Genomic DNA, 26,153 nt, shown 5'->3' on the forward strand with positions numbered 1-26,153 from the left:
AGAAACACGAAAACATCATGGCTGCTAAAGAACTGCTGTTTGACGAGAACGCTCGGCGCGCCCTCGAGCGCGGCGCGAACGCTCTCGCCGACGCCGTGAAGGTGACGCTCGGCCCGAAAGGCCGGTACGTCGTGCTGGACAAGAAGTTCGGCTCGCCGACGATCACCAACGACGGCGTGACCATCGCCAAAGAGATCGAGCTGCCCAACCACTTCGAGAACATGGGCGCTCAGCTTGTCAAGGAAGTCGCGTCCAAGACCAACGACATCGCCGGCGACGGCACGACCACGGCGACGGTGCTCGCGCAGGCGATCATCCGCGAAGGTCTGCGCAATGTCGCGGCCGGCTCGAACCCGCTGGGCATCAAGGCCGGCATCGAGAAGGCGGTCGAGACGGCCGTCGAGGCGCTCAAGAAGATGGCGCGCCAAGTGAAGACCAACGAGGACATCCAGCAAGTCGCGACCATCTCGGCCAAGGACAAAGCCATCGGCGCGGTCATCGCCGAGGCGATGGAGAAGGTCGGCAAAGACGGCGTGATCACGGTCGAGGAATCGCGTTCGACCAAGACCGAGCTCGAGCTGAAGGAAGGCATGCAGTTCGACAAAGGTTACATCTCGCCGTACATGGTCACCGATCCCGAGCGCATGGAAGCGGGCTTGAGCGAACCCTACATCCTGATCACCGAGCGCAAGATCTCGGCGATCGCTGACATCCTGCCGCTGCTCGAAAAAGTGGTGCAGGTCCAAAAGCCGCTGCTCATCATCGCCGAAGACGTCGAGGGCGAAGCGCTCGCGACGCTGGTGGTGAACAAGCTGCGCGGCACGTTCACGTGCGTCGCGGTCAAGGCGCCGGGCTTCGGCGACCGCCGCAAGGAGATGCTCAAGGACATCGCCGTGCTCACCGGCGGCACCGTCATCTCCGAAGAGCTCGGCCTCAAGCTCGACAAGGTCACGATCAACGAGCTCGGCAAGGCGCGCACGGTCAAAGTGACCAAGGACGAGACCACGGTCATCGACGGCGCGGGCAAGAAGGAAGAGATCAAAGGACGCATCGAGCAGATCAAGCGTCAGATCGAAGACACCGACTCCGACTTCGACCGCGAGAAGCTGCAAGAGCGGCTCGCCAAGCTGTCGGGCGGCGTCGCAGTCATCCAGGTCGGCGCAGCCACCGAGACCGAGCTCAAAGAGAAGAAGCATCGCATGGAGGATGCCGTCTCCACCGCCCGCGCGGCCGTGGAAGAGGGCATGCTGGCTGGCGGCGGCGCGTCGCTCGTGCACGCGATCAAGGCGCTCGACGGGCTCAAGGGCGGCAACGGCCAGGCCAGCGATGAGGCGGTCGGAATGAACATCATCCGTCGCGCGCTCGAGGATCCGCTGCGGCAGATCGCCGAGAACGCGGGCTTCGAGGGTTCGGTCGTCGTCCAAAAGGTCAAGACGCTCAAGGCCGACGAGGGCTTTGACGCCATGACCGGCGAGTACGGCGACATGTTCAAGTTCGGCATCGTGGACCCGCTCAAGGTCACGCGCTCCGCGCTTGAGAACGCCGCCTCGATCGGCGCGCTGCTGCTCACCACCGAGACGCTCATCTCCGAGAAGCCCGAGGAGAAGAAGAACGGCTCGATGCCTGGCGGCGGCGGCGGCATGGGCGGTTACGACATGATGTAGACGGTCGAATACATTCGACCGCTCCACACGACAAGAAAGGCCCGGCGGATCACCGCCGGGCCGTTTTCTATCCCGCCTATGAACATCAGAGCGTAGGCAACCCGGCGTTGCGGCCGAGCGGAAACGCCGCATCGATCGCCGCGATATCGTCGCGTGTGAGCGTCAGGTCGCCGGCGCCCGCGTTCTCGCGGACGTGATCTTGGCGCTCGGCTTTGGGGATCGTGAACGAATCGGGATGGCGCGTGAGAAACGCGAGCGCCACTTGGCGCGGGGTGGCGCCGTGGCGCTGCCCGATCGCAGCAAGCGCCTGCGCGCCCTTCGACGAGCCGGTTCCGAAATCGCCATGCCCGAACGGGCTGTATGCGACCAGCGCGATGTCGTTCGATTGGCAGTACGGGAGCACCCGATGCTCGATGCTGCGCTCCTCGAGGTGATACAGCACCTGGTTGCAGGCCAGCGGATGACGGGTCAGCGCCGCGCGCGCCTCTTCCATATCGTCGACATCGAAATTGCTCACGCCGAGCGCCCGGATCAGGCCCTCGTCGACGAGGCGCTCGAAGGCGGACATCGTCTCTTCCAATGGGTGGCGCCCGCGCCAATGGAGCAGATAGACGTCGAGGTAGTCGGTGCGCAGCCGCTTCAGCGACCGGCGGCACGCCCGCAGCGTGCCGTCGTAGCTTGCGTTCTGCGGCAGGACCTTGGAGACGACGAATAGGTCTTTACGCGGTTTGCCGGCGATCGCATCGCCGACGATCTCCTCGGCGCGCCCGTCGCCGTACATCTCGGCGGTATCGATATGGGTCATGCCGAGCTCGATGCCCAACGCAAGCGCATTGACCGCCCCTGCGGCGCGCGCACCGGCGGCGTGCATCTGCCACGTCCCCTGGCCGATGACCGGAACGTTTGTTTTGAGCGGACCGAACGTGCTGGTGCGCAACGCGGTCGCGTTCTGCAAGCGAAAACCGGGGTCCCTGCGGAGGACCCCGGTTCGTTCGCGCTGCGTCAAAGCTGAGATTGCCCGGAGAGCCGGGCCCGATTCATTTGAACGTGTAGGTGAACGTGTTGGATTCGCCCGTGTCCACCTCGCGGAAGCTCTTGTAGACGAACGGGCATTTGTTCTGCGCGTTGTAGAGCGTGAACGGGTCATCGGGGTTGACGCACATCTTGTAGTCGCCGCCCCACTCCCACGAATTGTTGTCGTTCATCGCGTACACGTAGACGTACTTCACTTTGAGATCGCCGGCCATCGCCGTCTTGCACTGGCCGGGATCGAGCGACCACCAGCCCTCGGAGATGAAGTAGTCGTACTCCGCCGAGTAGTAGGCGACCGCCGAGCTGATGTGCTCCTTATAATCATTGCAGACCTTGAAGCTCGCTTGCGCGGGCACCGGGTGCAGCGCTGCGGCCACCGTCAATGCCAGCGCGGCCGCGAAGAACAGCGCGTATTTCCTCATCGAGCAGCCTCTCCTTTACTGCGTGCTAGCCGTACGACCAGCGTACCCGACCGCTTGTTACACCGCGGCGAGAGTGCCGACCCGGCTCGCCAGCGAAGCGGACGTTCACGATATGGACGCTGCAACGCAACGGCCCTCTGCGGTTGGAACGATCGCACGCTTCGGTGCGGTCGCCCTGCTCGCTAGTTGGGTTATCGGCATGTCGTTGGCGAATCTCGCCTACCTGGTACACCCGCCCGGGACGTTTGGTATGCGTGCCGACTACGACGGTCGCATCAAAGGCGTCACCGCTGACTTGCCTGCCGCCCGAGCGGGCTTGCTGCAGGGCGACCTTATCGACCTCCATCTCACCTCGAAGGAGGCTCGCAACCTTGTGCTGCCGGCCAAGTCGAACGTCCCGGTCGGGACCACCATCACGCTGTGGATCGCGCGCGCCTCAGGGCCGAGCGCGATCGCGCTGACGTCCGCGCCGCTGGCATACCCCCGGCCGTATCAGCTGGCCCTCGTCTTGCGCCGCCTCGCGACTCTGGCGTTTCTTGTCATCGGTGCGTCGCTCGTGCTGTTGCGGCCAGGACCGGCGACGTGGGGCTTCTATCTCTTCTGCGTCGGCTTGAATCCGCAGACGTTCTTCGTCAGCCTGTCGCGCTATCCGTCGGCGGCGTCGAACATAGCGACAACCGTGCTCGACGACATCTTCATCAGCGGCGGCGTGGTCGGTCTGCTGATGTTCGGCTTGCATTTTGCCAACGATGACAGGGAGGGGTGGCGCCGCTGGCTGGAGCGGAGCATCCCGTACCTCTTCGTCGTCTGTGCGGCGCTGACGGTGTACCCCGACTACGCGAACCTCGCGCTCGGTCTGAAAGCCGAGACCGTGCAGACCTTGAGCTTAGCGCTGCGCGGCGCGATCCTCGCGCTGGCTGTGGCCGCGCTGCTGGATACGTATGCAAGGTCGCCAGGCGAGGTCCGTCAGCGCATCATATGGGTGGTCATCGGGTTGCTGGCCGGCGTGGTCGGCATCTTCACGGCTGACGTGCTGGTCTACAGCAATGCGCCCTTCGAGGTTCCCGTCGTCGGGCAGTCGCTGCTGCTGCTGTTCAGCGTGGCGCTGCCGCTTGCAGTCGCCTATGCGGTCATCCGCCACCGGATGTTCGACGTGCGCTTTGTGATCAACCGCGCGTTGACATATGGCATCCTGACAGCGCTCATCGTGCTGATCTTCTCGCTTATCGATTACCTCGTCGGACAGGTCTTGCTCGCGAGCAAGCTCGCGACGGCGGTCGAAATCGTCGTCGCGGTGCTCCTCAGCTATTATCTAGCCGTTCTCGACAAGCGCTTGGAGAACTTCACCGAACGCGTCTTCTTCCGCCAGCGCCACGAGGCCGTAGAGCGACTGCGGCGCGTCGGCAAGGCGCTGCCCAACGCGAGCTCGATCGACACGGTCGACGACTTGCTGCAAAGCGAACCGGTCGGCGCTCTCACGCTCGCATCGGCCGCCGTGTTCCGCAAGGCCGACGATGGCGCGGGCTACGTCCGCCGATCGGCGACCGGCTGGGGCCCCGGCACTGCCTTGAAGCTCGACGACGAAGACCGTCTCGTGCTCGTGCTGGAGTCGGAGATGACGCCGGTGCGCATCTTCGATTTGCGTTGGCAGCGGCCTGACCTGCCATCGGATGCCGCCAGCCCAGTGCTCGCCGTGCCAGTCGTCATCCACAACGCGCTCGTCGCGGTGGCGCTCTATGGCGCGCACGCCAGCGGCGAGGATCTCGATCCCGACGAGGTCCGCGCGTTAGAAGGCTTGGCCGAGGGCGCGCGGGCCGGGTACGAACACGTGGCCGCCGAGCAGCTGCGGCAGGAGAACGAAGCGTTGGCGCGCGAGGTGGCGCAATTGCGCGCCGCCCTGGGGAGAAGCACATGAACGCCATCGTCATCAACGCGTACGGCGGTCCAGAAGCGCTCACGCACAAGGACATGCCGATCCCGACGCCGGGGCCGGACGAGGCGCTCGTGCGCATGACCGCGATCGGCGTCAACTTCATCGACATCTATCAGCGCATGGGCCTGTACCCCGGGACGCTGCCCTTCATCGCGGGCAACGAGGGTGCAGGACGGGTCGAAGCGATCGCACCGGGCACGTCCGGCGCGAGCGTCGGCGACCGCGTGGCGTTTTGGAACGTGCGCGGTGCGTACGCCGGTTACGTGGTCGCGCCGGTCGACAAACTCGTCAAGGTTCCGAATGATATCGACGATCAGACCGCAGCGGCGGTCCTGCTGCAAGGCATGACGGCGCACTACCTCACTCGTTCCACCTATGCGCTTCGAAAAGGCGACGCGGCGCTGGTGCACGCGGCGGCGGGAGGCGTCGGGCTGCTGCTCACGCAGATGGCCCACCGCATCGGGGCGCGCGTTTTCGGCACCGTCTCGACCGACGAGAAGGCCGCGCTCGCGCGCGAAGCCGGCGCGGACGAGGTCATCCTCTACACGCGCCAGGATTTCGAGACCGAGGTCAAACGCTTGACCTCCAACGCCGGCGTGCACGTCGTCTACGACTCGGTCGGGAAGACGACGTTCGAGAAAGGGTTAGACTGCCTGCGCCCGCGCGGGATGATGGTCAGTTATGGTCAGTCCAGCGGCAAAGCGCCGGCGATCGAGCCGCTGCGCTTGGTCAAGGGCTCGCTATTCTTGACCCGCCCGACGTTGGTCGATTATGTCGCGACGCCCGAGGAGCTGCGCACGCGAGCTGACGACGTGTTCGGCATGATCGAGCGCGGCGAACTGCACGTGCGCATCGGCCATGTCTACAAACTCGCGGACGCGGCGCAGGCGCACCGCGACCTCGAAGCACGCAAGACGACCGGCAAACTGATCCTCGTCCCCTAAGTCGTCAGATCGACCATTCCCACGTGTTCCAGAACGGCGTGACGGCGTGCGCCGGCTTGTAGTCGTGGAAGTCCGTGTTGATGACGTCCATGCGCCGTACGTACCAGATGATGATGAACGGCAATTCGCGCGTCATCTCCTCCTGCACGACCGCGTAGTCGGCTTTGCGCCGCGCCTGATCGTACGTCGTGAGCGCATCGGCCTCCGCGGCGTCGAGGCGCTTACTGCAGAAATGGTAGATGTTCCAGCCCGCGGGCGGCGCCATCGTGCAGGTCACCAATATCGACTCATCAGGATCGATTCCGTTGGCCCACTCCTCGTATGCGACGTCGTACTTCCCGCTCTGCTCGACGCCGCCGTTGGCGAGCGTCGCGTAGAGCTCATTTGACGGCCAATCCTTGATCTGGATGTCGACGCCGAGCGCGCGCCATTGCTGCTGGATCACGACCTGCGCTCCGCTCACCGTCGACGAACCGGTGAACCCGGTCATCTGCAGCTGCAGCGGTTTTCCCTCTTTGTAGCGCATGCCGTCGGCGCCACGCTTCCAGCCCGCGTCATCGAGCAGCGCGGCGGCGCGTGTGGGATCGTACGGATACTTCATGGCGTTGTCGTCGTGCGCCCAGAAAAAACTCGGCTGATCGGTGTCGCCCAGCGCGTCGATGCCGTGGCTGACCTTGTCGATGAGCTCCGTCCGGTCGGTGGCGTAGGCGAGGGCTTGGCGGACGCGCACGTCGTCCAGCGGCGGATGCGACGCGTTGATGCCGATGTCCGCGAACTGCGTGAACGGATAGATGATGACGCGCGTGCCGGGAATGCTGCGAAGGCTCGGCGCCAGCCCTTCGGTCGCGCGATAGTAGAAATCGATGCCGTGCGATTCCAGCAGCGTGAGGATGGTGTTGTCGTTGCCCACGATCTGCCACTCGATGCGTTTGAGCTTTGGCGGCCCGCGCCAGTACAGCGGGTTGGCTTCGAACGTGATGTGCGAACCGTGCACGAACTCCACCACGCGAAACGGCCCGGTGCCCACCGGCTGCCGGTTGAACGCCACGCGGGTCAAGTCGTGATACTTCGCGAGCAGGTGCTTGGGCAGCACCGCGACCGGGTTGTTGCTCATCGTGAAGAACATGTTGACGAACGGCGAGAAGCGGCGCTTGAGCCGCACGGCGATCGTGTAGCCGTCAAGTTTGTCGATGCGCGAGATATCGTCAAAACCAAGCCGGCTGATGACCGGGTTGTCCGGGTTAAGCTGCTGGGTCCAAGTGAAGATCACGTCGTCGGCGCCAAACGGCGCGCCGTCTTGCCACTTCACGCCGCGCCGCAGATGATACGTGATCGTCAGCCCGTCCTTCGAGACGCCGCCGTTGGCGAGCGTGGGGACCTCGGCCGCGAGTTCGGGCACCAGCTCGTTGCGATCGCTCCAGTTGAACAGGTAGCCGCCCCAGAACATCGACAGATCTTTGTCGATGACTTCGGTGCCGAGCATCGGATTGAGGTTGTCGGGCTCTTGCCGGCTGGCGATGCGCAGGGTGCCCGGAATCGTCCAGGCGTTCCCGGCGCCTGCGCGCGGTGCCACCGCCGTCTGGATCTTCGTGCAGCCTGCGAACGCCAAGACGATGACCAGCGCGGTCAAAGATCGCGCCACTACATTCCTAATGATGGTCCACCCGCTTGGCATCCGGGCGCGCGCGCATCTCGTCGACGAGCTCGACGACACCACGTGCAGCCGCGGCCAGCAAACGCTCTCCTTTTTGTGCGCTGGCCACGGTCGGGTCGCCCATCACGCCGCTCTCAGAAAGCGCGCTCCAGTGCTCCATCATCGCGAGCGGTCCGTCGCCCCCCACGAGATCGGTCCAGTAATTCACGGTCGGGCGGTGCGAGAGCTCGCGCACCGCTTTGGACATGTCGACCAGGTCGGGCCGCAGCGCGAGATAGATCGAGGTCTCGAACTCGCAGGCGTGGTTCATGCCGCCGATCTTGTCCGATTCGCGCAGGTCTTCGGCGACCTCGTGCACGCCGGGCGCGTTCCAGTAGTTGACCGCTGCTGCCAGCGCTCCAGTCTCTACCACCGTCAGGCGCGCGATGATGTCGACGAACGGCGTGTTGCTCCCGTGCCCGTTGACGATGAGGATGCGCGTGAAGCCGTGATGAGCCAGACTGCGGCACACGTCCACACCGTAGGCGATGAAGGTCTGCCAGCCGATCGTGATGGGTCCCGGGAAGTCCATGTGATGCGGTGTGTAGCCGTGATTGATGGCCGGCACGAGCACCGCGCGGTCGGCGCACGCGGCGACCGCGCGCTCGCAGACGGCGTTGCACAGCAGCAGATCGGTGTCGATGGGAAGATGGCGCCCGTGGTCCTCAAGGACGGCGACGGGCACGACCGCGACCTTGCGGGCGGCGGCCGCCTCCTTGACCTGAGGCCACGTCAAAGAGCCGTAGTGATATTCAATCGCCATAGGTTGGCCGGTTTGGGTCACGCAGCGCAGAATCCCTAGGCGCGGGACAAAATTGGTATTGACAAGCATTATTCGGCGACCTATACTCATATCGTACTAGTTCACTAGTATAACAGTAAATAAGAAAGGACACCCACCATGCTGTCGACCCAAACCAACGCCAACGGCGTCCAGACCATCGACGATATCAGCCACCCGTTCGTTCGCCTGCCCAACGCCAACACCAACAACGTGTTTCCAGGTTGGGGGCCGAGGATCTAAGTCCGATGCCAGCAATCTTCACGGTCGACCCGCGCAGCGGAGTGCCGATCTACCTCCAGATCGTGGAGCAGGTCAAGCGCTCCGTTGCGCTCGGTGTGCTCGCACCGCACGAGCAGCTGCCGACCGTCAAACAGCTCGCAGCTGATCTCATCGTCAATCCGAACACCGTCGCCCGCGCCTATCGAGAGCTCGAGCGCGACGGCGTGATCGAAACCATGGCCGGCCGGGGCTCGTTTATCGCCGGCACCGGTACCGTCGCCGGCGCGAAGCGCGCCGTCGCAGACGTCGCCGACCAGGCAATCGTGCAAGCCGTCCGCGAGGGCAAATCGATGGGCCTCGCGCGCGACGAGATGAAAGTTTTGTTCGAGCGAGCGCTCGACCGCTGGTATCCAACTCATGCGTCAGAGGAGAACGCAGCATCATGACAACCGAACATACCCCGATGATCTCCGTCCACGCGCTGAGCAAGCGCTATGGCCGGACGCTGGCCGTCGACGACGTGTCGTTTTCGATCAACCGGGGATCCATCTTCGGGTTGCTCGGCACGAACGGCGCCGGCAAGACGACGACCTTCAAGTGCGTGCTCGGCTTGGCGTTTCCGGACGCCGGCGAGGTGCGCTTCGACGGCGAGCGGCTGCGGCCCGAGCTGTTCGAGCGCATGTCGTACGTGCCCGAGACGAGCGCGTTGTACGGCTGGATGACCGGCCGCGAGCACCTCGAGATGACCAAGCGGTCCTTCCGCCGCTACGATGCGGCGCGCGCACAGATGCTGTTGGATCTGTTCGCCTTCGACGTGAAGAAGAAGGCAAAGCAGCTTTCCAAGGGCCAGCAGAGCGCGCTCGCGCTGACGATGGCATTCTCGATCCGGCCCGACATCCTGGTGCTCGACGAGCCGTCGAGCGGCTTGGATCCCGTCCACCAGCGCCACGTGCTCGATCTGATGATCGACGCGGCGGCCGGCGGCGCGACGATCCTGTTCAGCTCGCACCAGATCGGACAGGTCGAGCGCGCCGCGGACCACGTCGCGATCATGCACAAGGGCAAAGTGCTTCTGGCGGGCGACGTCGAGGAGCTGCGCGCCGGTGAAAAGGTCGTCGAAGCGACGTTCGACGGCGACGCCCCGGCGATCGCCGCGCTGGACGGCGATCCGCACGTGCGGCGCGTCATGCGCCAAGGACGCGTGTTGCGAGCATACATCCGCGACGGAGGCAACGGTGTGGCCAATCTGATCGATGCCGCAAAGCCGGCGAGCCTGCGCGTGCTCAATCAGAATCTCGAAGACATCTTCCTTGCGGCCGTCGGCGACGATTCCGGCGCCGCGATGGCCACGCTGAACCGGGAGAACTAGGATGTACTATAAAGAGATCGTGACCGTCAGCCGGGCCCTGATGTGGCTAGTGATCTCACTGGCCATGATCCTCGGCGCCGTCATCCTCGTCAGCGCCCTCTCGCCGCACGGTCACGTGAGCGTCCAGGCCGGCGATACGCCATCCTCGGGCGGTCCCACCAGCTTCGTAGCGCTGCTCGGAACGGCAGCGCTGCTCGCCGGCGGTATCATGGCGACGGTTCTCGGCGTGCCGCTCGCAAAAGAGAATGAAGGCCACCTCGAGCTCGCGTGGACCAAACCGTACTCCCGTACCCAGTACGCCACCGCGATCGCGCTCGTGGACTCGGCGGCCCTGATCATCTCAACATTGCTGGGCTTTGTCACCCTTGTGGCCATTCTCGACGTCGTGCATTCGCCCATCACGTGGGGCTTCAATACCGCGGTGTCCGTCAACATCGTGCGCTTCCTGCTGTTCCCGCTGGCCTGGTACGGTCTTTTGAATGCGTTGAGCGCGAGCGCCCGCGGCGGCGCGCGCGTACAGGGTCTCGTCTGGCTGATCGCCATCGTCCTTGTGGTCTTGTACGCCTTACCGCTGCCCGCCATCTGGCACGGCATCATGGTGGCGCTCAACGTCGTGAACCCGCTTATATACGTCCAGTACCACGAGGCGGAGTTCTCGCTGATGACTGGTGCCGGCTCGAACGGGTTATCGGGGCTCACCAGCGGCATCGCGCTCGCGGTGATCGCGATCGGCGGTTGGGCGCTCGCCGCTGCGCAATGGCGCCGGCTGCAGGCATAGGAGCGACGACATGTTCTACGTCGAGCTATTGCGCGTCCGAAACGGACTGATCGTCGCGGTCGCGGGGCTGATCGCCCTCGTGCTGGTGGGCTGGATCGGATTTGCCGCGGCGTGTCCTGAGTGCCGCCGGCTCAACGCGGCCGATCCGGCGACCGTGCTTGCCGTGATCGGTTACAGCGCCGCGATCCTCGCGGCGATCTTCGGCTCGGTCTTCGGCGCGAGTCTGTCGATCGAGAACGATGGACATCTTCCACTGACATGGACCAAACCGATCTCGCGCGGCGCGCAGGCGATCGGCATCCTGACCATCGATATCACAGCTGCACTCGCGGTCTTCGTGCTGTCGTGCGCGGCGGGGTGGTTGTTCGTGTCGCTGGTCGGCGAGCGGCCGTTACCCGTGCACGCTTCGTTTGACACCGTTGCCCTGCTCAAGCTCGCGCGGTTCGCGGCATTTCCTGTCGCGATGTTCGGCCTGACGCAGGCGCTCACCGCAGGCATCAAAGGCAGCTGGCAGGGCGCGGTCACCGGGCCGCTCTGGCCGGTCTGTCAAGGTCTGTTCGCCATCGGGCTGCTGCCGCTGACACCGCCGCTGCACAAGCTTTGGCAGATCGTCAACATCCCGAACCCGATCGCATACTTCCCGTTTTGGGAATTCGACGAACACATCTTCCACGTGTACCCATTCGGGTACGGCGTCGCAATCGACGCGCTCGCGCTGGCCGCGATCGCGTTCGTCGGCGTCACCATTGCGACGCTGCGCTGGCGGCGATTGGAGGCATAAGGGCATGCAACTCGCCGGCACCAAATTCGAGATGCGGCTCGGCCCGCTCGTGCTGCGCGTCGACTTCGCGCTTGAGGAGATCCCCGAAGACGATGGGGGCGCAACGCCCCCGCGCGTCGGCTAAGTTCTGATCAGTTTCATCTCTATGGTGTACGAATTGATGCTCTGTTGCGGGATGACCCGCAGCACCTCGCTGACATACACCGGCATCTTGATGCGCGGGTCGAAGAGGATCCCAGCCTTTTGATCGATGGTGGTGTACCGGCCGCCTTGCTGTTTCAGCGTGCCATCGGACTGGATCTGGACCAGCGGCGGCTGCTGGGGAATGGTGCCCTTGCCGGTTAGGGCATATGCGCAGTTCCAGGTGTAGACTTGTCCTGCAAACCCCATACCGGGACCCGGCGCGAAGGTCGCCCGAATGTTATAGGTCTGCTTCCAGCTCGAAGTCAGACTTGAGGTCAACGCGCTGAAATAGTTCTGCCCGAGAAGCGGAAGGATGGCAGCCTGAAGGATCGTCAACGCGTACGGAGGCTTCGCGCAGGTGACCGTGCCGTTCGCATAGACTTCGCAGGTCGAACTCTGCTTCGGCTGAACCGCGTTCCACCAGCTATCCGTCGCATTCACGGTCAGGCCGCCATCTTTTGCAACCCCGACGATATCGATCGTGGTCGTTCCGGTGTTGTTCCCCTCTTTCGTCGCTTTTGTGTTCCAGCCGAACCGATAGACGAGATGGTGCACCGCGGGCATCGCTTCGACGGCCGGCATCGTCGAAGGCGCCGCCGAAGCCGCAGGAGTCTGGTCTGCCCCCGCGGGTGACGTCGCCAGCATCGCAGCGATGGTGAAAGCACCAATGAGTAGCTTGTTCATGTAGGTCTCCTCCGCGATCTCGCGAGAAATCCCCGGGCTGCACACGCGGTTGCCCTTGCGTGAGGGCGCAATTCGCGACTTCCCATTGCTCAGCCTGGGTCCACGAACGACTGGATCGCACTGCGTCTGCGCGACGGGAAACAGGCCCCGCTTTAGTTAACCTTAACCCTCCCCTGCTAGCCTAGGACCAGATGAAGTATCTCAATCGGGATCTCTCGTGGCTCGACTTCGACGCGCGAGTCTTGGCGTTGGCCGAGAACGAGTCGGTGCCGCTGCTCGAGCGCGTGCGCTTCCTCGCTATTTTCAGCCGCAATCTCGACGAGTTCTTCCAGGTCCGCATCGGCGGCCTGCACGAGCAACTGCGTGAGGGCGTCGGCGGCACGAGCTCCGACGGCCTGACGATCACCGAGCAGCTCGACATCATCAAGCCGCGCACCGAGCAGCTGGTGGAGCGCAGCGCCCGCATCTTCGCCGAGCAGCTCAAACCCGCGCTCGCGCAGGCGGGCATCAGGTTCGCGGACTGGTCCGAACTGAACGAGAGCGATCGCGCGCATCTCGACAAGATGTTCTACGAGCAGATCTTCCCGGTGCTCACCCCGCTGGCGGTCGATCCCGGCCATCCGTTCCCGTATATCTCCAACCTGTCGCTCAATCTCGCCGTCGTCGTGGGCGACCCCGCCGCGGCCGAGCCGCGCATCGCCCGCCTCAAAGTCCCGCCGCTGCTGCCGCGCTTCGTACGCATGCCCGACGGCGAACGCTTCGTGCCGGTCGAGCAGATAATCGCCGCACATCTCGACTCGCTGTTCCCGGGCATGGAGATCGTCGAGAGCCACGCGTTCCGCATCACTCGCAACGCCGACTTCGCGCTCAAAGAAGATGAAGCCGAAGATCTGCTCGAGGCCGTCGAATCCGTCCTGCGCATGCGGCGGCGTTCGCCGGACGCGGTGCGTCTTGAGATCGCGCGTGCGATGTCGGATGACGTGCGCAGCCTGTTGATGCGCGAGCTCGAGCTCGACAATTCCGATGTCTACGTGGTCGACGGCCCGCTGGATCTGGGCGGCCTGTGGGCGATCGCCGACCTCGATCGACCGGCGCTCAAGTACGAGCCGTGGCTGCCGCTCACCCCGCCGCAGTTCTCAGTGGCCGGCGATCAGACGCTGCGGCTGTTCCGCGTCTTGCGCCAAGGCGACATGCTGGTCCACCACCCGTACGATTCGTTCCTCACCTCGGTCGAGGCGTTCGTGGACCAGGCGGCCCGCGATCCGCGCGTCATGGCCATCAAGCAGACGCTGTACCGCACCGGACCCGACAGCCCGATCATCAAGTCGCTCATCCGCGCCGCCGAAGCGGGCAAGCAGGTCGTGGCGCTCGTCGAGGTCACGGCTCGCTTCGATGAGGCGACCAACATCAATTTCGCGCGCGCGCTGGAAGAAGCCGGCGTGCACGTCGTCTACGGCATCGTGGGGTTGAAGACGCACGCCAAGATCACGCTGGTCGTGCGCCAAGAGGCGACGGGCATCAAGCGGTACTGCCACGTCGGGACCGGGAATTACAACCCGACGACTGCGCGGCTGTACGAGGACATCGGCATCCTCTCGAGCGATCAGGACCTCGGCGCAGACCTCACCGAGTTGTTCAATTACCTGACCGGCTACAGCAAGCAGAGCCGTTACAAGAAGCTGCTGGTGGCGCCGGGCACGCTGCGGCCCGCGCTGATCGAGCTCATCAAGCGCGAAGCGGACGCACCCGACGGGCGCATCATCATCAAGGTGAACAATCTGGTCGACCCGACCATCATCCAGGCTCTGTACGGCGCAGCGCAGTCGGGTACCCAGATCGACCTGATCGTGCGCGGAATCTGCTGCTTGCAGCCGGGCGCGGACGGATCGGCGAACAACATACGCGTGCGTTCGATCGTCGGCCGCTATCTCGAGCACTCGCGCATCATGCGCTTCGGCGGCGACGAGCGCGGGCCGGAGTATTTCATCGGCTCGGCGGACGTCATGCAGCGCAACCTCGACCGGCGCGTCGAGGCGGTCATCCCGGTCACCGATCCGCTGCTGCAAGCGCGCCTGCAAGAGATCCTCGACGTGGATCTCGCCGACGACGCGCTCGCCTGGACGCTTGACGCCGAAGGCGTCTGGCACAAGGTGCCGGACGTGCTCCATCTCAACGCGCACCGCCGGCTGCAAGAGCTGGCGACGGCGCGCCTGCAGGCTCACACGCCCGTCGACGTCAGTGCTTGAGCGCGAACTCAAACTCGGGGCGCCGGCCGCCTTTCGACTGCCCGACCTCGCGCTGGTGACGATCGACGTCGCCAGCGCCGATGCCGTCACCGAAAAACTCAAGACGACCTACTTCGATACGCGCGATCTGCGCCTCACCCGTTGGGGCTGCAGCTTGCGTTACCGCATCGGTCAAGGCTGGACCGTCAAACTGCCGGGTCCGCTCGAATCCAACGGCGATCTGCTGGTGCGCGGCGAGCACGTGTTCCAGGGGGAACCGCAAGCGCCACCGCCGGCGGCGCTCGACCTGCTGACCGCGTACTTGCGCAAGAGCGCCGTGCACGAGATCGTCCGGCTGCGCACGACGCGCCAGATGATCACCTTGAAGGGGCCCGACGGCACGCCGCTTGCCGAAACCGTCCAAGACGACGTCGCCGTGCTCGACGGCCGCAAGATCGCTGACCGCTTCCGCGAGATCGAGATCGAGCTCAAGGAAGCCGCACCAGAAACGCTTCTGCCTGCGATCCTCGAACGGCTCCAGGCCGCAGGAGCCGGCGCCGCAGATCCGACGCCCAAGATCGTGCGCGCGCTGGGCATGCGGGCCCGGCGTCCTCCCGAGCTCGAGGTCGAAGAGCTCGCGCCAGAGGCCACCGCAGGGGCGGTCTTGCGGCGTGCGCTCGCACTCGCGTCGACCCGCCTGTTGCGGCACGACGCCGGTATCCGCTTAGGCACCGATCCCGAGGACATCCATCAGGCGCGGGTCGCCGTGCGTCGCCTGCGTTCGCACCTGCGCACGTTCTTGCCGTTGATGGATATCGAATGGGCCGGCTCGTTGCGGCAGGAGCTCGGCTGGCTCGCCGACGAGTTAGGGGCCGTGCGTGACGCCGACGTCTTGATGGATCGACTGCGCAAACACGCCGGTGCGTTGCCGCCGCGCGATCGCAACGCCGGCGCCCAGATCCTCGCGCTTTTGGCCGCACAGCGCGCGGCCTCCATGCAGCGGCTCAACGCCACGGTCCACGATCCTCGCTATATCGAACTCCTGAAGCGTCTGGTGGAATCCGCTCGCGCGCCGCAGCTCGCGCCCATCGCCGCCGAGGCCGGGATGCTGACCCTGCCGCCGCTGATCGCCAGCTTGTATCGCAACGTGCGCACGATGGTGGACGACTTCGGCCAGCAGCCCACCGACGACCAGTTGCACAAGTTGCGCATCCGCGCCAAACGCTGCCGCTACGCGGCCGAGGCCGTCACCCCGGTCATCGGCCGGCGCGCGCGCAGCTTCGCCCGCGCGGCCGCGGCGTTGCAGGAAGTGCTCGGCGAGCACCACGATGCCGTGGTCGCGATGCAGTGGGTGCGCGAGCACGCGGCCAGCGGGCCCTTGACGTTCGTGGCCGGCCAATTCAACGCGTTGGAATTGACCGCGGCCAACGCCGCACGCGCCGTGTGGCACGAAGCCTGGCGCGCATTCGACAGGAAGAAGCTGCGTTCGTGGATGTGAACGGGGTCGTCCGCGCAGCCGGCGGGATCATCGTTCGCTCCAAACCCGAAGGGGCTCTCGAGCTGGTCATCGTCCACCGGCCGTCATACGACGATTGGACGTTCCCTAAAGGCAAACTGCAGGCCGGCGAACGCGAAGAGCACACCGCGATCCGCGAGGTCGAGGAGGAGACGGGCATGCGTTGCCGTCTCGAACGCGCGCTCGGCAGCACCAAGTATAAGGATCACCGCGGACGGCCCAAGGTCGTCCACTACTGGGTGATGCGAGCGCTGGCCGGTCATTTCCGGCCGAGCCGCGAAGTGGATGAGCTGCGCTGGGTCTCGGTGCGGCAAGCCTCCGCGCTGCTGACCTACAATCACGACCGCGCCTTGCTGCGCGGGCTCTCCAACGAGATCGATGCTGCGGCCGTACAAGCCGGCGGCGAGCGCCAGGGGCGCGCGTCGCTGCGTAACCAGATGAGCTCGACGATCTACCTCGTGCGTCATGCCAAGGCGCTCAACCGCAGCGAGTGGACCGAGGTGGACGAGCAGCGGCCGCTGACCAAAGCCGGCCGCCGACAAGCAGACGAGCTGGTGCAGCGGTTGAGCGCCTTTTCGTTCGCGCGCGTGATCACCAGTCCGCACGTGCGCTGCAAAGAGACGGTCGAGCCGCTCGCCAAAGCGCGTAAGCTCGCCGTCGAAGCCGCGGACCAATTGGCCGAGAACACCGACGCCGATGACGTGCTCGCCTTCATCAAGACGCTGGGCTCGAGACCGGCGCTGCTGTGCAGCCACGGTGACGTCATCGCGGATCTCATGACCAACCTCGTCAACGACGGGCTGGCCACCGAGAGCGAGCTGCGTTGGGAGAAGGGCTCGACCTGGGTGCTCGAGTCAGACGGCGAGACCTTTTTGTACGGCCGCTACTTGCCGCCCCCGTGACGCAGGCACGGTCGAATGAATTCGACCGCTCCAAAGCGCGCATACGCGATGCGCGCGACGACGATGCGGCCGGCCTCATCGCGTTGATCGATGCGACGTTTTCGGAATATCCCGGCTGCGTGCTCGAGCTGGAGCACGAGATGCCGCAATTGAAGGCCATCGCGACCGCGTTCGCAGCGCTGGGCGGGCGCTTCTGGTCGGCGGAACTCGACGGCGTCGTCGTGGGCTGCGCCGGCATCGCTCCGGCGCACGATCCCTCCGGCGCGGAGCTGAAACACTTATACGTCTCCAAGAACGTGCGGCGCGCCGGCTTGGGCACCGCGTTCGTGAAGCTCGTCGAAGAAGAGGCGGCTCGCAGAGGCGCTACGTTCGTCGAGCTGTGGAGCGACACGCGCTTTCTCGACGCGCATCGTCTGTACGAGCGGCTAGGCTACGCGCGCCTGCCCGACACGCGCGAGCTCGACGACTTGAGCAACAGCATCGAGTACCACTTCATCAAGCGGCTGTAACGCCGCGATAGACCCTGCGTCCGAGCACGATCAGTGAGATCACCAAGATGAGCGCGAGCACGGCGGCAAGGATCGGAGCGGCGAACGTCACGATCAGTCCGCCGATAGCGATCACGTCCTCGACGACGCTCAACGCGGGGTTCGCCAGACCAAGGGTGGTCGCCGATGATGCGGCGCGCGCAGTGGCAGAAGACGTGTGCACGACAAGCGCGTTGAGCGCGCCGGCCGCCATCAGGCCCGCCAGCTCGCCGGGGCTGCTCGTGTTGACCGTGCCTCCGACGAGGATCGCGGCCGCGACCGGTCGCGCCGCGAACGAAACCGCGTGCAACGCATGATCGACCACGGGGATCTTGTCCGCCGCGAGCTCGAGCAACGCGAAGACGCCCAGCACGATGACGGTGCCGTCCGCGCCGAGCCACATGAAGCCGGCGCTCGGATGGATAAGATGGTAATGGGCCGCCACGGAAGCGGCGAAGAGCGTGAGAAAGCCGCGCAGGCCAGCCGTGGTCGTCAGCGCATACGCGAGCGCATATTGGGTCGTCGTATCCATCGGAGCGGATTACCCGTCGGCGAGCTGTTTGGTTTCAGTGGGAGAAGGCCGGTAGCGACGTTGACTGTGTGACGCGCTCGCCTTGCGCTCCTACCGAGACGACCTGGACGAAGACCGACCCGCGGTACGTGCGCGGGACGTACAGCACTGCGTTGTAGCGTCCGCCGGGGACGTCGGTCGAGCTGAGCACATCGCCGCGCTCATCGGTGAGCTCGACGTGCGCCGAGGCTTGCCCGTTGGCGCCCCACAGGACGCGCACGGCGTGGCCGCCCGGGCCGTAGTGCGCGTCGACTCCCTGCATCGATACGACGATGCTCGGATTCGCCGGCCGGTAATGCGGGCGCGGTTTTGGCGCTGCGGTGTGCACCGGCTTGGGCGCGAGCGCGACGTGTGCCGCTGTCGGCGCCGGACGAGGCGGCGCGGGCGCCGTCGTCGCGAGCGCGCGCTGTGTCGCTTGGGCTGCCGCGCGTGCAGTGGCCGTCGGTGCGACGCTCGGGGGTGCGACGACCTTGCCCGACGCATTCGGTGCGGGCGACGCGTTCTGTTTGTTCTGATCGTTGCGTCGAGGGCTCGCGGCCGGAGGCGGAGTCTCTAAGACCACCGCGGGAGGAACGGTGACGCTCGGAGCGGCCTGCGGTGCGACCGGCGGAGCTATCGTCGGACGCATCAAGTAGAAGACGACCACCAGCGCAAGCGCGATGATCGCAGTGCCGCCGACCGCAAGCGTTCCCAACTGTCCTTCATGCGAGCGCAGCGCCGGAAGGTCTGGCATCTCGATCGTGCGGCGCGCACTGGCCTTGCGTTCCTTACCGGCCTCGATGGCGCGCGCGAGCGACGGCGGCGGCCCGACGACCGACGACTCGAGCGGCGATTCTCCGAAAAGGCCTTCCGTCGCAGGCTGTTCCTCGACCGGCGCTTCGCTTTCGCTCGTCGCGATGCCGGGCGCGACGTATGTCCGGCGATACGGCTGCGGAACCGCGTCGCCTGAATCGGCCGGCGAGACCGGCGGCGGGACGGGCGTCGGCGCGCGCGGCGGAGCCGGCGGTTGCGGTGGCTGTGGTTTAGGCACTGTCGCCGGCCTGCGCGCGTAGATCGACGGCGGCTCCGATGGCGCATCCGGCGCATCGCGTCCTGGTCCGCGCCAACCCGCTGGCGGCGAGACGGGTCTGCCGACGAGCAGCGACATCAACTCGTCGTCGTTCTCGGGATTGCTGAAGTCGGGCTGCGGCGGGCTCGGCCCCACCGGCTCCGCCGGCGGGTTCGCGCTTGCAGCAACCGGCGACGTAGCCTCGGGCGCGGACCCCGGATAGGGATTCACAAACGGCGGCGTCGGCGCTTCGATCGCGAGCGCCGTCTGAGTTTGGTTCGGCGGCGCCGAAGCGGGTGCGAGCGGAGGCGGCATGGGTTGCGGAGGCGGCGCTGGTTGCACGACTTGTGCCGGTTGCACGGATTGCGCTTCATGCGCAGCGGCGGCCTCGGCTGCTTCCGCGCGCTCGTACGGGGAGAGCTTGCTCTCGATCGTATCCCACGACAAACGGCCGGTCCGTTTGCCTTGCGATACGGCGACGCCCATCTCGACGACGTGCGGATGGTTATTGCCTTGCGCGTCTTTGACTGCGCGTTTCCATAATATCGGGATGGTGACGGTTTGGGTCTGACCGGGTTCGAGCCGCAGCGGCGCGACGTCGACGAATTCGAGCGACTGATGCGGCGTGGGTTGCAGTGCGAATTGTCCGCCGGTCGCGCTCAGGCTCTTCACCGCACAGGAGATGACGAAACCGCGGATTGCGTCGCCGTCGAGTATTGGCTCTTTCCACGCCAGCTGGATCGTGCAGTCGATGCCGCCGGCTGATATGAGGCCGCGCTCGAGCGACGCGATGACGTCCCCGGCGGCGTCGCGCACCGAGATCAGGGTCAGCTGATCGCGCGGCACCTGGGCGGTTTCAGCGAAGGTGAGCGCGACGGTCTTGCGCTCGCGCGGGCGTAAGCTGAACGAGGCCGGCTCGAAGGTCCCCCCTTCGGCTGGCTCGTCCAACGACATGGTGCAGTCGACATGCTCGTCCCCGGACTTGTTGATCACGATGATCTCGTATCGCGATGATTGTCCGGGCGTCAGGTACCACCTAACGGAACGGTCGGCGCACTCGATGCTGAGGTTTGTCGCCATCCAGTACTCCCGCATTTATTGTATCGGAAGTCCCGCCTGCGGGTAGGAGGGCCCGGGACGCCGAAATAGGACTATTCCCGCCTATCCAGGAGCGCCATCACAGATGCAGCCCGATGATCTCGTACGCGAATTCGACCGATTGTTCGCGGAATTGAGCCTCCCCCTGACCCGGCACGCCCGGCGCGGGTCGTTCAACCCGAACGCCGACGTCTACCTGACCGACCGTGGCCGCACGGTCATGGTCCGCGTCGAGCTGGCGGGCGTCAATCCCGCTAACGTCAAGCTGGTCGTCGAGGGCGCAAGCCTGTACCTGGCTGGGTTTCGTGAGCCTGACCTGCGCCGCGCCGAGGCGGTGCTCCAAAAAGAGATCGAATACGGCTGCTTTCTCAAGCGCATCCCGCTGCCCTCAGTCGTCGCGGTCGATGCCGCCAAGGCTGAATATCACGACGGCACGCTGAGCATCAAGCTGCCTGTGTCCGACAGCGGCCAAGTCGACGGGGTTGACCGCATGGAGATCCGCATGGCGATCCGGGGGCGCGGCTGATGGCGACCGACCAGCGCGACGTCGACGCGCGCGAAGCCAACAGCATCCCGTCCGAACTGGCTGTTCTGCCGCTGCAAGATTCAGTGCTGTTCCCGAACACGGTCATGCCGCTGGCGGTCACCAAGCCGCACGGCATCAAACTCGTGGAAGACGCGCTCAAGGCGAGCGTGCCGATCGGCGTGGTCGCGCTCAAAGACCGCGATGCATCGCCGCCGGCCCCCGACGACGTCTACACGATCGGCACCGTCGCCATCATCCAGAAGATGATCAAGGTCCCTGACGGCACGCTGCGCTGCATCATCTCGGGCACCGTGCCGTTCACGATCACCGAGTTCACGCGCGCGGAACCGTACCTGGTCGGCAAGGTCGAGCAGCTTGAAGACCAGACGCCCGACAGCGACGAGCTCACCGCGCTCTCGCGCAACATCGCCGCGCAGTACACGCGCTTGCTGGCGTTCTTGCCGTCGGCGCCCAAAGAGCTCGAGCTGGAAGTCAACAACATCACCGATCCGAACCTGCTCTCGTATTTCATCGCGTCGACCATGCGGCTTGACACGGCGGAGAAGCAGGCGGTGCTGGAAGAGCGCGACACGCTCGCGCGCCTGCGCATGCTCACCGCGTACCTCACGCGCGAACTGGAAGTCCTCGAGCTGGGCCACAAGATCCAGTCGGACATCCAAAAGGAGATGGACAAGAACCAGCGCGAGTACTTCTTGCGCCAGCAGCTCAAGGCGATCCAAGACGAGCTAGGTGAGTCCGATCCGACGCAGGCCGACGTCAACGAGCTGCGCGAGAAGGTCGAAGCCGCCAAGATGCCCGAGGAGGCGCACAAAGCGGCACTGCGCGAGCTCGACCGGCTCGGGCGCATCCCCTCGGCCAGCCCCGAGTACTCGGTCATCCGCACGTATCTGGATTGGCTCGTGACGCTGCCGTGGAGCACGACGACCGAGGACAGCCTCGAGATCGCCAAGGCGCGCAAGATCCTCGACGAGGACCACTACGATCTCGAGAAAGTCAAAGACCGCATCATCGAGTATCTTGCGGTGCGCAAGCTCAAGAACACGCTGTCGGGCCCGATCCTGTGCTTCGTCGGACCGCCCGGCGTCGGCAAGACCTCGCTCGGCCGCTCGATCGCGCGCGCGATGAACCGCAAATTCATCCGCCTGTCCGTCGGCGGCGTGCGCGACGAGGCGGAGATCCGCGGCCATCGGCGCACCTACATCGGCGCCATGCCCGGGTCGTTCATCCGCGCGATCCGCGATGCGGGCACGAGCAATCCGCTCATCATGATCGACGAGATCGACAAGGTCGGCGCGGACTGGCGCGGCGACCCATCGTCCGCACTGCTCGAAGTGCTCGATCCAGAGCAGAACAACACGTTCCGCGATCACTATCTGGATCTGCCGTTCGACCTGAGCCGCGTGCTGTTCATCGCCACCGCCAACCAGCTCGACACCATCGCACCGGCGCTGCGCGACCGCATGGAGATCATCCAGCTGGCCGGCTACACGCAGGCCGAGAAGGTCGCGATCGCGCGCAAGTACCTCGTGCCCAAGCAGCTCAAAGCCAACGGTTTGACGGCCAGACAAGCGGCGATCTCCACGCCGGCGCTCGAGACCATCGTCGCCGATTACACCCGCGAGGCGGGCGTGCGCAATCTCGAACGCGAGATCGCGACGATCTGCCGCAAAGTCGCGCGCAAGGTCGCCGAAAAGCCGAGCTTCGAGGCCACGATCACGCCCAAGACGCTGCCAAAGTTCCTCGGCAAGCCGCGCTTCTTCGCAGAGGTCGCCAAGCGCACGGCGGTGCGCGGCGTCGCTACGGGTCTGGTCGTCACGCCGGTCGGCGGCGACATCGTCTTCATCGAATCCAGCGTGATGCCGGGCAACGGCAAGCTGACGCTGACCGGCCAGCTCGGCGACGTCATGAAAGAGTCGGCGCAGGCGGCGCTGTCGTTCGTGCGCAGCCGCTCGGGCGAGCTCAAACTCGCACCGGATTTCTTCAGCAAACACGACGTCCACGTGCACGTGCCAGCAGGCGCAGTGCCCAAAGACGGCCCGTCCGCCGGCGTCGCGATCGCGACCTCGCTGGTCTCGGCCGTCACCGGCAAGAAGGTCGACAAGAACGTGGCCATGACCGGCGAGATCACGCTCACCGGCCAAGTGCTGCCCGTCGGCGGGATCAAAGAGAAGGTCCTCGGTGCGCGCCGCGCCGGCATCAAGAAGATCGTCTTGCCCAAGCGCAACGAGCCCGACGTGTCCGAAGACGTGCCGCCCGAAGCCAAGCGGGCCCTCAAGTTCGTGTTTGCCGACGAGCTATCCGAAGTGCTCAAGGAAGCGCTGGGCTCGCCGATGATCGCGCGCATCGCGACGACCAACGGGCGTTCCAGCCGCCAACTGCCCGCGGCCGCCCGATGACCCATGTGGCTCGCGTCGCCGTCATCGCGGGAACGGTCGCCGCTGCCGGCGCTCTTCTGATGAACCCAGCGCGCGCAGAGACCACCGCGATCAAAGGGTACGTCTCGGATCTATATTCCGAAACCAAGGTGCCCTTGGCGGGAGTCTTGGTCCGCTTGCGCTCTCGCAGCCAGTCGATGGACGCGCATACGGACAAGCGAGGGTTCTACAGTCTCGTGGGCGTGACGCCGGAGAAGCAAGTCGAATTGACGTTCTCGCGCGACGGTATGGCCACGAAGACATTTCGCGTCTCGTCGTGCGTCGACACGACTCTAGAGGTCGATGCAATGCTTGCGAGCCATATCGGCGCGGGCACCCTCGGTTATTTCTACATCTCGCCCACGCCGGCAATGATCCGGTACGAGCACTCGGCAACGCTGTACAGCGTCGACCCCGAGGCTGATTTGGGCAATCAGGGATCGGAGAGTTGCTAGGCGCCTAGCGGCCGCCGAGGCGATACGACACGAAGTACTCGAGTGCGATCGGATGGCCATCGAATTGCGGCGCACTGAACTCGGTCTTGCGCGCGGCGCTGAGCGCCGCCGCATCAAACGACGGATAGCCGGACGACTGGTCGATTCGCGCTGCGACGATGCCGCCGCCGGCGCCGACCGTCAGGGCCACCACGATTGTCGAAGGATGTTTGATCTGGGCGTCGCTTGCCGGGAATGCGGCGGGCGCCGACTGTAAGATGTGCGCCTCGGTCACCCGCTGGGGATATAGCAGGTCACTGGGCGAGAGTCCGCTATCATCGAATTGGGAAAGCGAGCCGGCCGGCGCGGTGGTCACCAAGCGTACGGGCTGGCGGCAGGTCATGTCATGGTCGCCGCGTCCGTGCACGAGCAACCCGTAGACGGTGATACCGGTCGCCGAAACCGCACGAGGGATGTCGATCGCGTAATGATTGATCGACTCGCCGCCGGCCGCATCTGGAGCGATGACCGGCGTCGTGATGTCGTTTTGCAGCCCTGGGACCTGCAGGTTCGCGGTGACCGGATCGCTGCCGGTGAGCAGCAGTGCCACTACGTAGCGGTCCACTTTACCCGTCTGGCCGTGCGCGACGAGCATGAAGCTGGCCGCATGCAACGGGCACTTGTCGGCGGCTGTCGCGACGATGGGCGCGCTGGAAAGCGCGGCGACAAGCGCCGCGGCGGACGCGAGAACGGCTTTCATGCCGTGCTCCTCGCGTTGTCGAGCAAAAGCACCCCGACCATGGGTCCAGAGCGCCGCGTCGCCTCGCTCCGGTACCACGGCGCGAAAACGAGCTTGAAGAACCAGGCCATCGGATACTCTCGTTTGAGCCTGGCGGCCTGGATGACATTGGCGTGGTATTCGCGGATGCGCCAGCCGTGCTGCGCGAAAAACGCCGCGGCGTCCTTCGGCGCGAATTGGAACGGTGTGCCGCCTTCGCGCAAGCGCTTGCCCCACGTGCGCTCCATCATGCGCAGCACCCACGGCGACGCGACGTCGGTCACCCACGAGCGAAACGACGGCTGCACGCCCAAGTCGGCCGCGAGCGCGCCGGCGTCGTCAGGCGCGAGGTAGACGAGCAGCCCTTCGCTGACGATCGCCACGCGATGGCACTCCGATCCGATGCGCGCGAACAGCGCCTGGCGCGCGCTCCGGTCGGCGAGATCGAGCGGGATGCGCTCGAGCACGCAGCGCGGCGCGGCGTCCGCGAGCAGCGCCGTCTTGTACTCGAGCGTCGCGGCGTAGTCGACTTCGATCCAACGCAGATCGGCGCGCAGCGGCAGGCGGTAAGGCCGCGCATCGAGACCGGCCGCCAAGTTGAGCACCGCATCGACGCCGGGAGCGAGCCGCACGATGATGTCGTCCATCACCGCGGTGCGCACCACCATCGGCCAGCCGTACACGCGGGCGCGCGGGATGGTCGCCAAGATCTCCTCGCCGCGCGCGCCTGCAAGCGGGCGCGCATACGGGTCGTGGAACAGGGCGTCCGGGCGCTCGGACTCGATCGCGCGATACATCGCGACCCAATACGCGGTGTCGGCGACGGTGATCGGACGCTGCGTCTTGCCCAGAGCGTGGCCTCAGACGCGCGACTTCAGACCGCTCGCCGCGGCGTCATCCACCAGCCAGATCAGCGAGCCTTGCGCCGGCGCGACCCCTTGCGCCGGGAGCGCGTGCGCATCGCGGGGTCCCTCGAGCACGCGGGCCAGCACCGCCGCCTTCGCGGCGCCCGCGACCAAGAAGATCGCGGCGTCCGCTGCGTCGAGCACCGGATAGGTCAAGGTGAGCCGCCACGGCGCCGCGCGGTTCTCGGGCACGTGGACCGCCGCGCATGGCTGGTCTACGATGTCGAGCACGGGATTGCGCGGGAACAATGACGCGGTGTGGCCGTCCTCACCCAAGCCCAGATAGATCGCGTCGAGCGAGATCGAATCGCCGAACGACGCGCGCAGCTCATCCGCATAGCTGACCGCGCCGGCGTGGGGCTCGAGCTCGCCGCGCATCCTATGGACATTGGCCCTGGGCACTTGGAGCGGACCCAGCAGCAGCTTCTCCGCCTGCGCGTAGTTGCTCGCCTCATCGGTCGGCGGCACGCAGCGCTCGTCGCCCCAGAAGATGTGTATGTTCGGCCAGTCGATATCCTCGGCGAACTGCGGCGAGGCCAGCAGCGCGAAAAACGCGCGCGGCGTCGTTCCGCCCGACAGTGCGGCGTTGAAACGGCCGTGATCCTCGATCGCCGCTCGCGCACGAACTTCGAACTCCGTCGCGGCCTGATAGGCCACGTCGTCGGCGGTATCGAGCACGACAAGGCGGCGTTCTTGCGCCAT

The 26,153-nt window shown here is 65.5% G+C and carries 25 protein-coding genes; 15 read left to right on the plus strand and 10 right to left on the minus strand.

Going from position 1 to position 26,153, the window contains the following annotated elements:
• Positions 1-17: 17 nt before the first annotated feature.
• Complete coding sequence (gene groL / locus VKF82_00780) at positions 18-1,664, plus strand: chaperonin GroEL (GenBank protein ID HME80588.1); 1,647 nt, start codon at positions 18-20, stop codon at positions 1,662-1,664.
• 85 nt (positions 1,665-1,749) lie between these two features.
• Here groL and VKF82_00785 read toward each other — a convergent pair whose 3' ends face one another.
• On the minus strand, positions 1,750-2,619 hold the full coding sequence (locus VKF82_00785) for an aldo/keto reductase (GenBank protein ID HME80589.1): 870 nt from the start codon (positions 2,617-2,619) through the stop codon (positions 1,750-1,752).
• Positions 2,620-2,701: 82 nt separating this feature from the next.
• Positions 2,702-3,118, minus strand: a complete 417-nt coding sequence (locus VKF82_00790; protein HME80590.1) for a DUF1036 domain-containing protein — start codon at positions 3,116-3,118, stop codon at positions 2,702-2,704.
• Positions 3,119-3,230: 112 nt separating this feature from the next.
• Here VKF82_00790 and VKF82_00795 point away from each other — a divergent pair, with 112 nt between their 5' ends.
• Both VKF82_00795 and VKF82_00800 read left to right on the plus strand, forming a co-directional pair.
• The gene (locus VKF82_00795) at positions 3,231-5,033 is read left to right on the plus strand and encodes a hypothetical protein (GenBank protein ID HME80591.1); all 1,803 of its coding nucleotides are present in this window, start codon (positions 3,231-3,233) and stop codon (positions 5,031-5,033) included.
• Positions 5,030-5,995, plus strand: coding sequence for a quinone oxidoreductase (locus VKF82_00800; GenBank protein HME80592.1), 966 nt, complete (start codon positions 5,030-5,032; stop codon positions 5,993-5,995). Before VKF82_00795 ends, VKF82_00800 begins: the two co-directional genes overlap by 4 nt.
• 4 nt (positions 5,996-5,999) lie before the next feature.
• On the opposite strand, the gene VKF82_00805 is transcribed toward VKF82_00800, so the two are convergent.
• Together VKF82_00805 and VKF82_00810 are read right to left on the minus strand one after the other, a co-directional pair.
• Positions 6,000-7,637 (minus strand): peptide ABC transporter substrate-binding protein, encoded by a 1,638-nt coding sequence (locus VKF82_00805; GenBank protein ID HME80593.1) that lies wholly within the window; start codon positions 7,635-7,637, stop codon positions 6,000-6,002.
• A gap of 7 nt (positions 7,638-7,644) precedes the next feature.
• Positions 7,645-8,451 (minus strand): creatininase family protein, encoded by an 807-nt coding sequence (locus VKF82_00810; protein HME80594.1) that lies wholly within the window; start codon positions 8,449-8,451, stop codon positions 7,645-7,647.
• Between the two features lie 138 nt (positions 8,452-8,589).
• Here VKF82_00810 and VKF82_00815 point away from each other — a divergent pair, with 138 nt between their 5' ends.
• Genes VKF82_00815 through VKF82_00835 form a run of 5 tightly spaced genes read left to right on the plus strand, consistent with a single transcriptional unit; the run spans position 8,590 to position 11,619 of the window.
• The gene (locus tag VKF82_00815; protein ID HME80595.1) at positions 8,590-8,712 is read left to right on the plus strand and encodes a hypothetical protein; all 123 of its coding nucleotides are present in this window, start codon (positions 8,590-8,592) and stop codon (positions 8,710-8,712) included.
• A 5-nt stretch (positions 8,713-8,717) separates the two neighbouring features.
• Positions 8,718-9,137, plus strand: a complete 420-nt coding sequence (locus tag VKF82_00820; GenBank protein ID HME80596.1) for a GntR family transcriptional regulator — start codon at positions 8,718-8,720, stop codon at positions 9,135-9,137.
• Positions 9,134-10,060: an ABC transporter ATP-binding protein gene (locus VKF82_00825; protein HME80597.1), complete on the plus strand. Its 927-nt coding sequence runs from the start codon at positions 9,134-9,136 to the stop codon at positions 10,058-10,060. The genes VKF82_00820 and VKF82_00825 overlap by 4 nt, the downstream gene beginning before the upstream one ends.
• Position 10,061: 1 nt before the next feature.
• Positions 10,062-10,838, plus strand: coding sequence for a hypothetical protein (locus VKF82_00830; GenBank protein HME80598.1), 777 nt, complete (start codon positions 10,062-10,064; stop codon positions 10,836-10,838).
• Between the two features lie 10 nt (positions 10,839-10,848).
• Positions 10,849-11,619, plus strand: a complete 771-nt coding sequence (locus VKF82_00835) for a hypothetical protein (GenBank protein HME80599.1) — start codon at positions 10,849-10,851, stop codon at positions 11,617-11,619.
• A 120-nt stretch (positions 11,620-11,739) separates the two neighbouring features.
• On the opposite strand, the gene VKF82_00840 is transcribed toward VKF82_00835, so the two are convergent.
• Complete coding sequence (locus tag VKF82_00840) at positions 11,740-12,486, minus strand: hypothetical protein (GenBank protein HME80600.1); 747 nt, start codon at positions 12,484-12,486, stop codon at positions 11,740-11,742.
• A 191-nt stretch (positions 12,487-12,677) separates the two neighbouring features.
• Between VKF82_00840 and ppk1 the strand changes: the two genes are divergently transcribed.
• Genes ppk1 through VKF82_00860 form a run of 4 tightly spaced genes read left to right on the plus strand, consistent with a single transcriptional unit; the run spans position 12,678 to position 17,638 of the window.
• Positions 12,678-14,732, plus strand: a complete 2,055-nt coding sequence (ppk1, locus tag VKF82_00845) for a polyphosphate kinase 1 (GenBank protein HME80601.1) — start codon at positions 12,678-12,680, stop codon at positions 14,730-14,732.
• Positions 14,725-16,209, plus strand: a complete 1,485-nt coding sequence (locus tag VKF82_00850; protein ID HME80602.1) for a CYTH and CHAD domain-containing protein — start codon at positions 14,725-14,727, stop codon at positions 16,207-16,209. The genes ppk1 and VKF82_00850 overlap by 8 nt, the downstream gene beginning before the upstream one ends.
• The gene (locus tag VKF82_00855; protein ID HME80603.1) at positions 16,206-17,129 is read left to right on the plus strand and encodes an NUDIX hydrolase; all 924 of its coding nucleotides are present in this window, start codon (positions 16,206-16,208) and stop codon (positions 17,127-17,129) included. The genes VKF82_00850 and VKF82_00855 overlap by 4 nt, the downstream gene beginning before the upstream one ends.
• Complete coding sequence (locus VKF82_00860) at positions 17,126-17,638, plus strand: GNAT family N-acetyltransferase (protein HME80604.1); 513 nt, start codon at positions 17,126-17,128, stop codon at positions 17,636-17,638. The genes VKF82_00855 and VKF82_00860 overlap by 4 nt, the downstream gene beginning before the upstream one ends.
• Here VKF82_00860 and VKF82_00865 read toward each other — a convergent pair.
• Together VKF82_00865 and VKF82_00870 are read right to left on the minus strand one after the other, a co-directional pair.
• Positions 17,625-18,188: a DUF4126 domain-containing protein gene (locus VKF82_00865; protein ID HME80605.1), complete on the minus strand. Its 564-nt coding sequence runs from the start codon at positions 18,186-18,188 to the stop codon at positions 17,625-17,627. The two genes, VKF82_00860 and VKF82_00865, sit on opposite strands and share 14 nt — an antisense overlap.
• 34 nt (positions 18,189-18,222) lie before the next feature.
• Positions 18,223-20,355 (minus strand): hypothetical protein, encoded by a 2,133-nt coding sequence (locus tag VKF82_00870; protein HME80606.1) that lies wholly within the window; start codon positions 20,353-20,355, stop codon positions 18,223-18,225.
• A 103-nt stretch (positions 20,356-20,458) separates the two neighbouring features.
• On the opposite strand from VKF82_00870, the gene VKF82_00875 reads away from it, so the two are divergent.
• From VKF82_00875 to VKF82_00885, 3 genes are read left to right on the plus strand one after another with little or no spacing between them, the layout of a single operon-like run.
• Positions 20,459-20,899, plus strand: coding sequence for an Hsp20/alpha crystallin family protein (locus tag VKF82_00875; GenBank protein HME80607.1), 441 nt, complete (start codon positions 20,459-20,461; stop codon positions 20,897-20,899).
• On the plus strand, positions 20,899-23,316 hold the full coding sequence (lon, locus tag VKF82_00880) for an endopeptidase La (protein HME80608.1): 2,418 nt from the start codon (positions 20,899-20,901) through the stop codon (positions 23,314-23,316). The genes VKF82_00875 and lon overlap by 1 nt, the downstream gene beginning before the upstream one ends.
• Positions 23,317-23,321: 5 nt before the next feature.
• Positions 23,322-23,789 carry a carboxypeptidase regulatory-like domain-containing protein gene (locus tag VKF82_00885; protein ID HME80609.1) on the plus strand — a complete coding sequence of 156 codons (468 nt, stop codon included), beginning with the start codon at positions 23,322-23,324 and terminating at the stop codon, positions 23,787-23,789.
• Positions 23,790-23,793: 4 nt separating this feature from the next.
• Here the strand turns inward: VKF82_00885 and VKF82_00890 are convergent, their stop codons facing one another.
• Genes VKF82_00890 through pgl form a run of 3 tightly spaced genes read right to left on the minus strand, consistent with a single transcriptional unit; the run spans position 23,794 to position 26,153 of the window.
• Positions 23,794-24,528, minus strand: a complete 735-nt coding sequence (locus VKF82_00890) for a TonB family protein (GenBank protein ID HME80610.1) — start codon at positions 24,526-24,528, stop codon at positions 23,794-23,796.
• On the minus strand, positions 24,525-25,397 hold the full coding sequence (locus VKF82_00895) for an SAM-dependent methyltransferase (GenBank protein HME80611.1): 873 nt from the start codon (positions 25,395-25,397) through the stop codon (positions 24,525-24,527). Before VKF82_00895 ends, VKF82_00890 begins: the two co-directional genes overlap by 4 nt.
• A 9-nt stretch (positions 25,398-25,406) precedes the next feature.
• Positions 25,407-26,153 carry a 6-phosphogluconolactonase gene (pgl, locus tag VKF82_00900; protein HME80612.1) on the minus strand — a complete coding sequence of 249 codons (747 nt, stop codon included), beginning with the start codon at positions 26,151-26,153 and terminating at the stop codon, positions 25,407-25,409.

This window comes from Candidatus Eremiobacteraceae bacterium (assembly GCA_035314825.1).
Taxonomy (GTDB): Bacteria; Vulcanimicrobiota; Vulcanimicrobiia; order Eremiobacterales; family Eremiobacteraceae; genus JAFAHD01.

Excerpts from the sequence above, each read along its gene's own strand:
- groL (HME80588.1), top strand. The coding sequence starts at position 18 with ATGGCTGCTAAAGAACTGCTGTTTGACGAGAACGCTCGGCGCGCCCTC.
- VKF82_00790 (HME80590.1), bottom strand. The coding sequence starts at position 3,118 with ATGAGGAAATACGCGCTGTTCTTCGCGGCCGCGCTGGCATTGACGGTG.
- VKF82_00795 (HME80591.1), top strand. The coding sequence starts at position 3,231 with ATGGACGCTGCAACGCAACGGCCCTCTGCGGTTGGAACGATCGCACGC.
- VKF82_00800 (HME80592.1), top strand. The coding sequence starts at position 5,030 with ATGAACGCCATCGTCATCAACGCGTACGGCGGTCCAGAAGCGCTCACG.
- VKF82_00810 (HME80594.1), bottom strand. The coding sequence starts at position 8,451 with ATGGCGATTGAATATCACTACGGCTCTTTGACGTGGCCTCAGGTCAAG.
- VKF82_00815 (HME80595.1), top strand. The coding sequence starts at position 8,590 with ATGCTGTCGACCCAAACCAACGCCAACGGCGTCCAGACCATCGACGAT.
- VKF82_00820 (HME80596.1), top strand. The coding sequence starts at position 8,718 with ATGCCAGCAATCTTCACGGTCGACCCGCGCAGCGGAGTGCCGATCTAC.
- VKF82_00825 (HME80597.1), top strand. The coding sequence starts at position 9,134 with ATGACAACCGAACATACCCCGATGATCTCCGTCCACGCGCTGAGCAAG.
- VKF82_00830 (HME80598.1), top strand. The coding sequence starts at position 10,062 with ATGTACTATAAAGAGATCGTGACCGTCAGCCGGGCCCTGATGTGGCTA.
- VKF82_00835 (HME80599.1), top strand. The coding sequence starts at position 10,849 with ATGTTCTACGTCGAGCTATTGCGCGTCCGAAACGGACTGATCGTCGCG.
- VKF82_00840 (HME80600.1), bottom strand. The coding sequence starts at position 12,486 with ATGAACAAGCTACTCATTGGTGCTTTCACCATCGCTGCGATGCTGGCG.
- ppk1 (HME80601.1), top strand. The coding sequence starts at position 12,678 with ATGAAGTATCTCAATCGGGATCTCTCGTGGCTCGACTTCGACGCGCGA.
- VKF82_00865 (HME80605.1), bottom strand. The coding sequence starts at position 18,188 with ATGGATACGACGACCCAATATGCGCTCGCGTATGCGCTGACGACCACG.
- VKF82_00870 (HME80606.1), bottom strand. The coding sequence starts at position 20,355 with ATGGCGACAAACCTCAGCATCGAGTGCGCCGACCGTTCCGTTAGGTGG.
- VKF82_00875 (HME80607.1), top strand. The coding sequence starts at position 20,459 with ATGCAGCCCGATGATCTCGTACGCGAATTCGACCGATTGTTCGCGGAA.
- lon (HME80608.1), top strand. The coding sequence starts at position 20,899 with ATGGCGACCGACCAGCGCGACGTCGACGCGCGCGAAGCCAACAGCATC.
- VKF82_00890 (HME80610.1), bottom strand. The coding sequence starts at position 24,528 with ATGAAAGCCGTTCTCGCGTCCGCCGCGGCGCTTGTCGCCGCGCTTTCC.
- pgl (HME80612.1), bottom strand. The coding sequence starts at position 26,153 with ATGGCGCAAGAACGCCGCCTTGTCGTGCTCGATACCGCCGACGACGTG.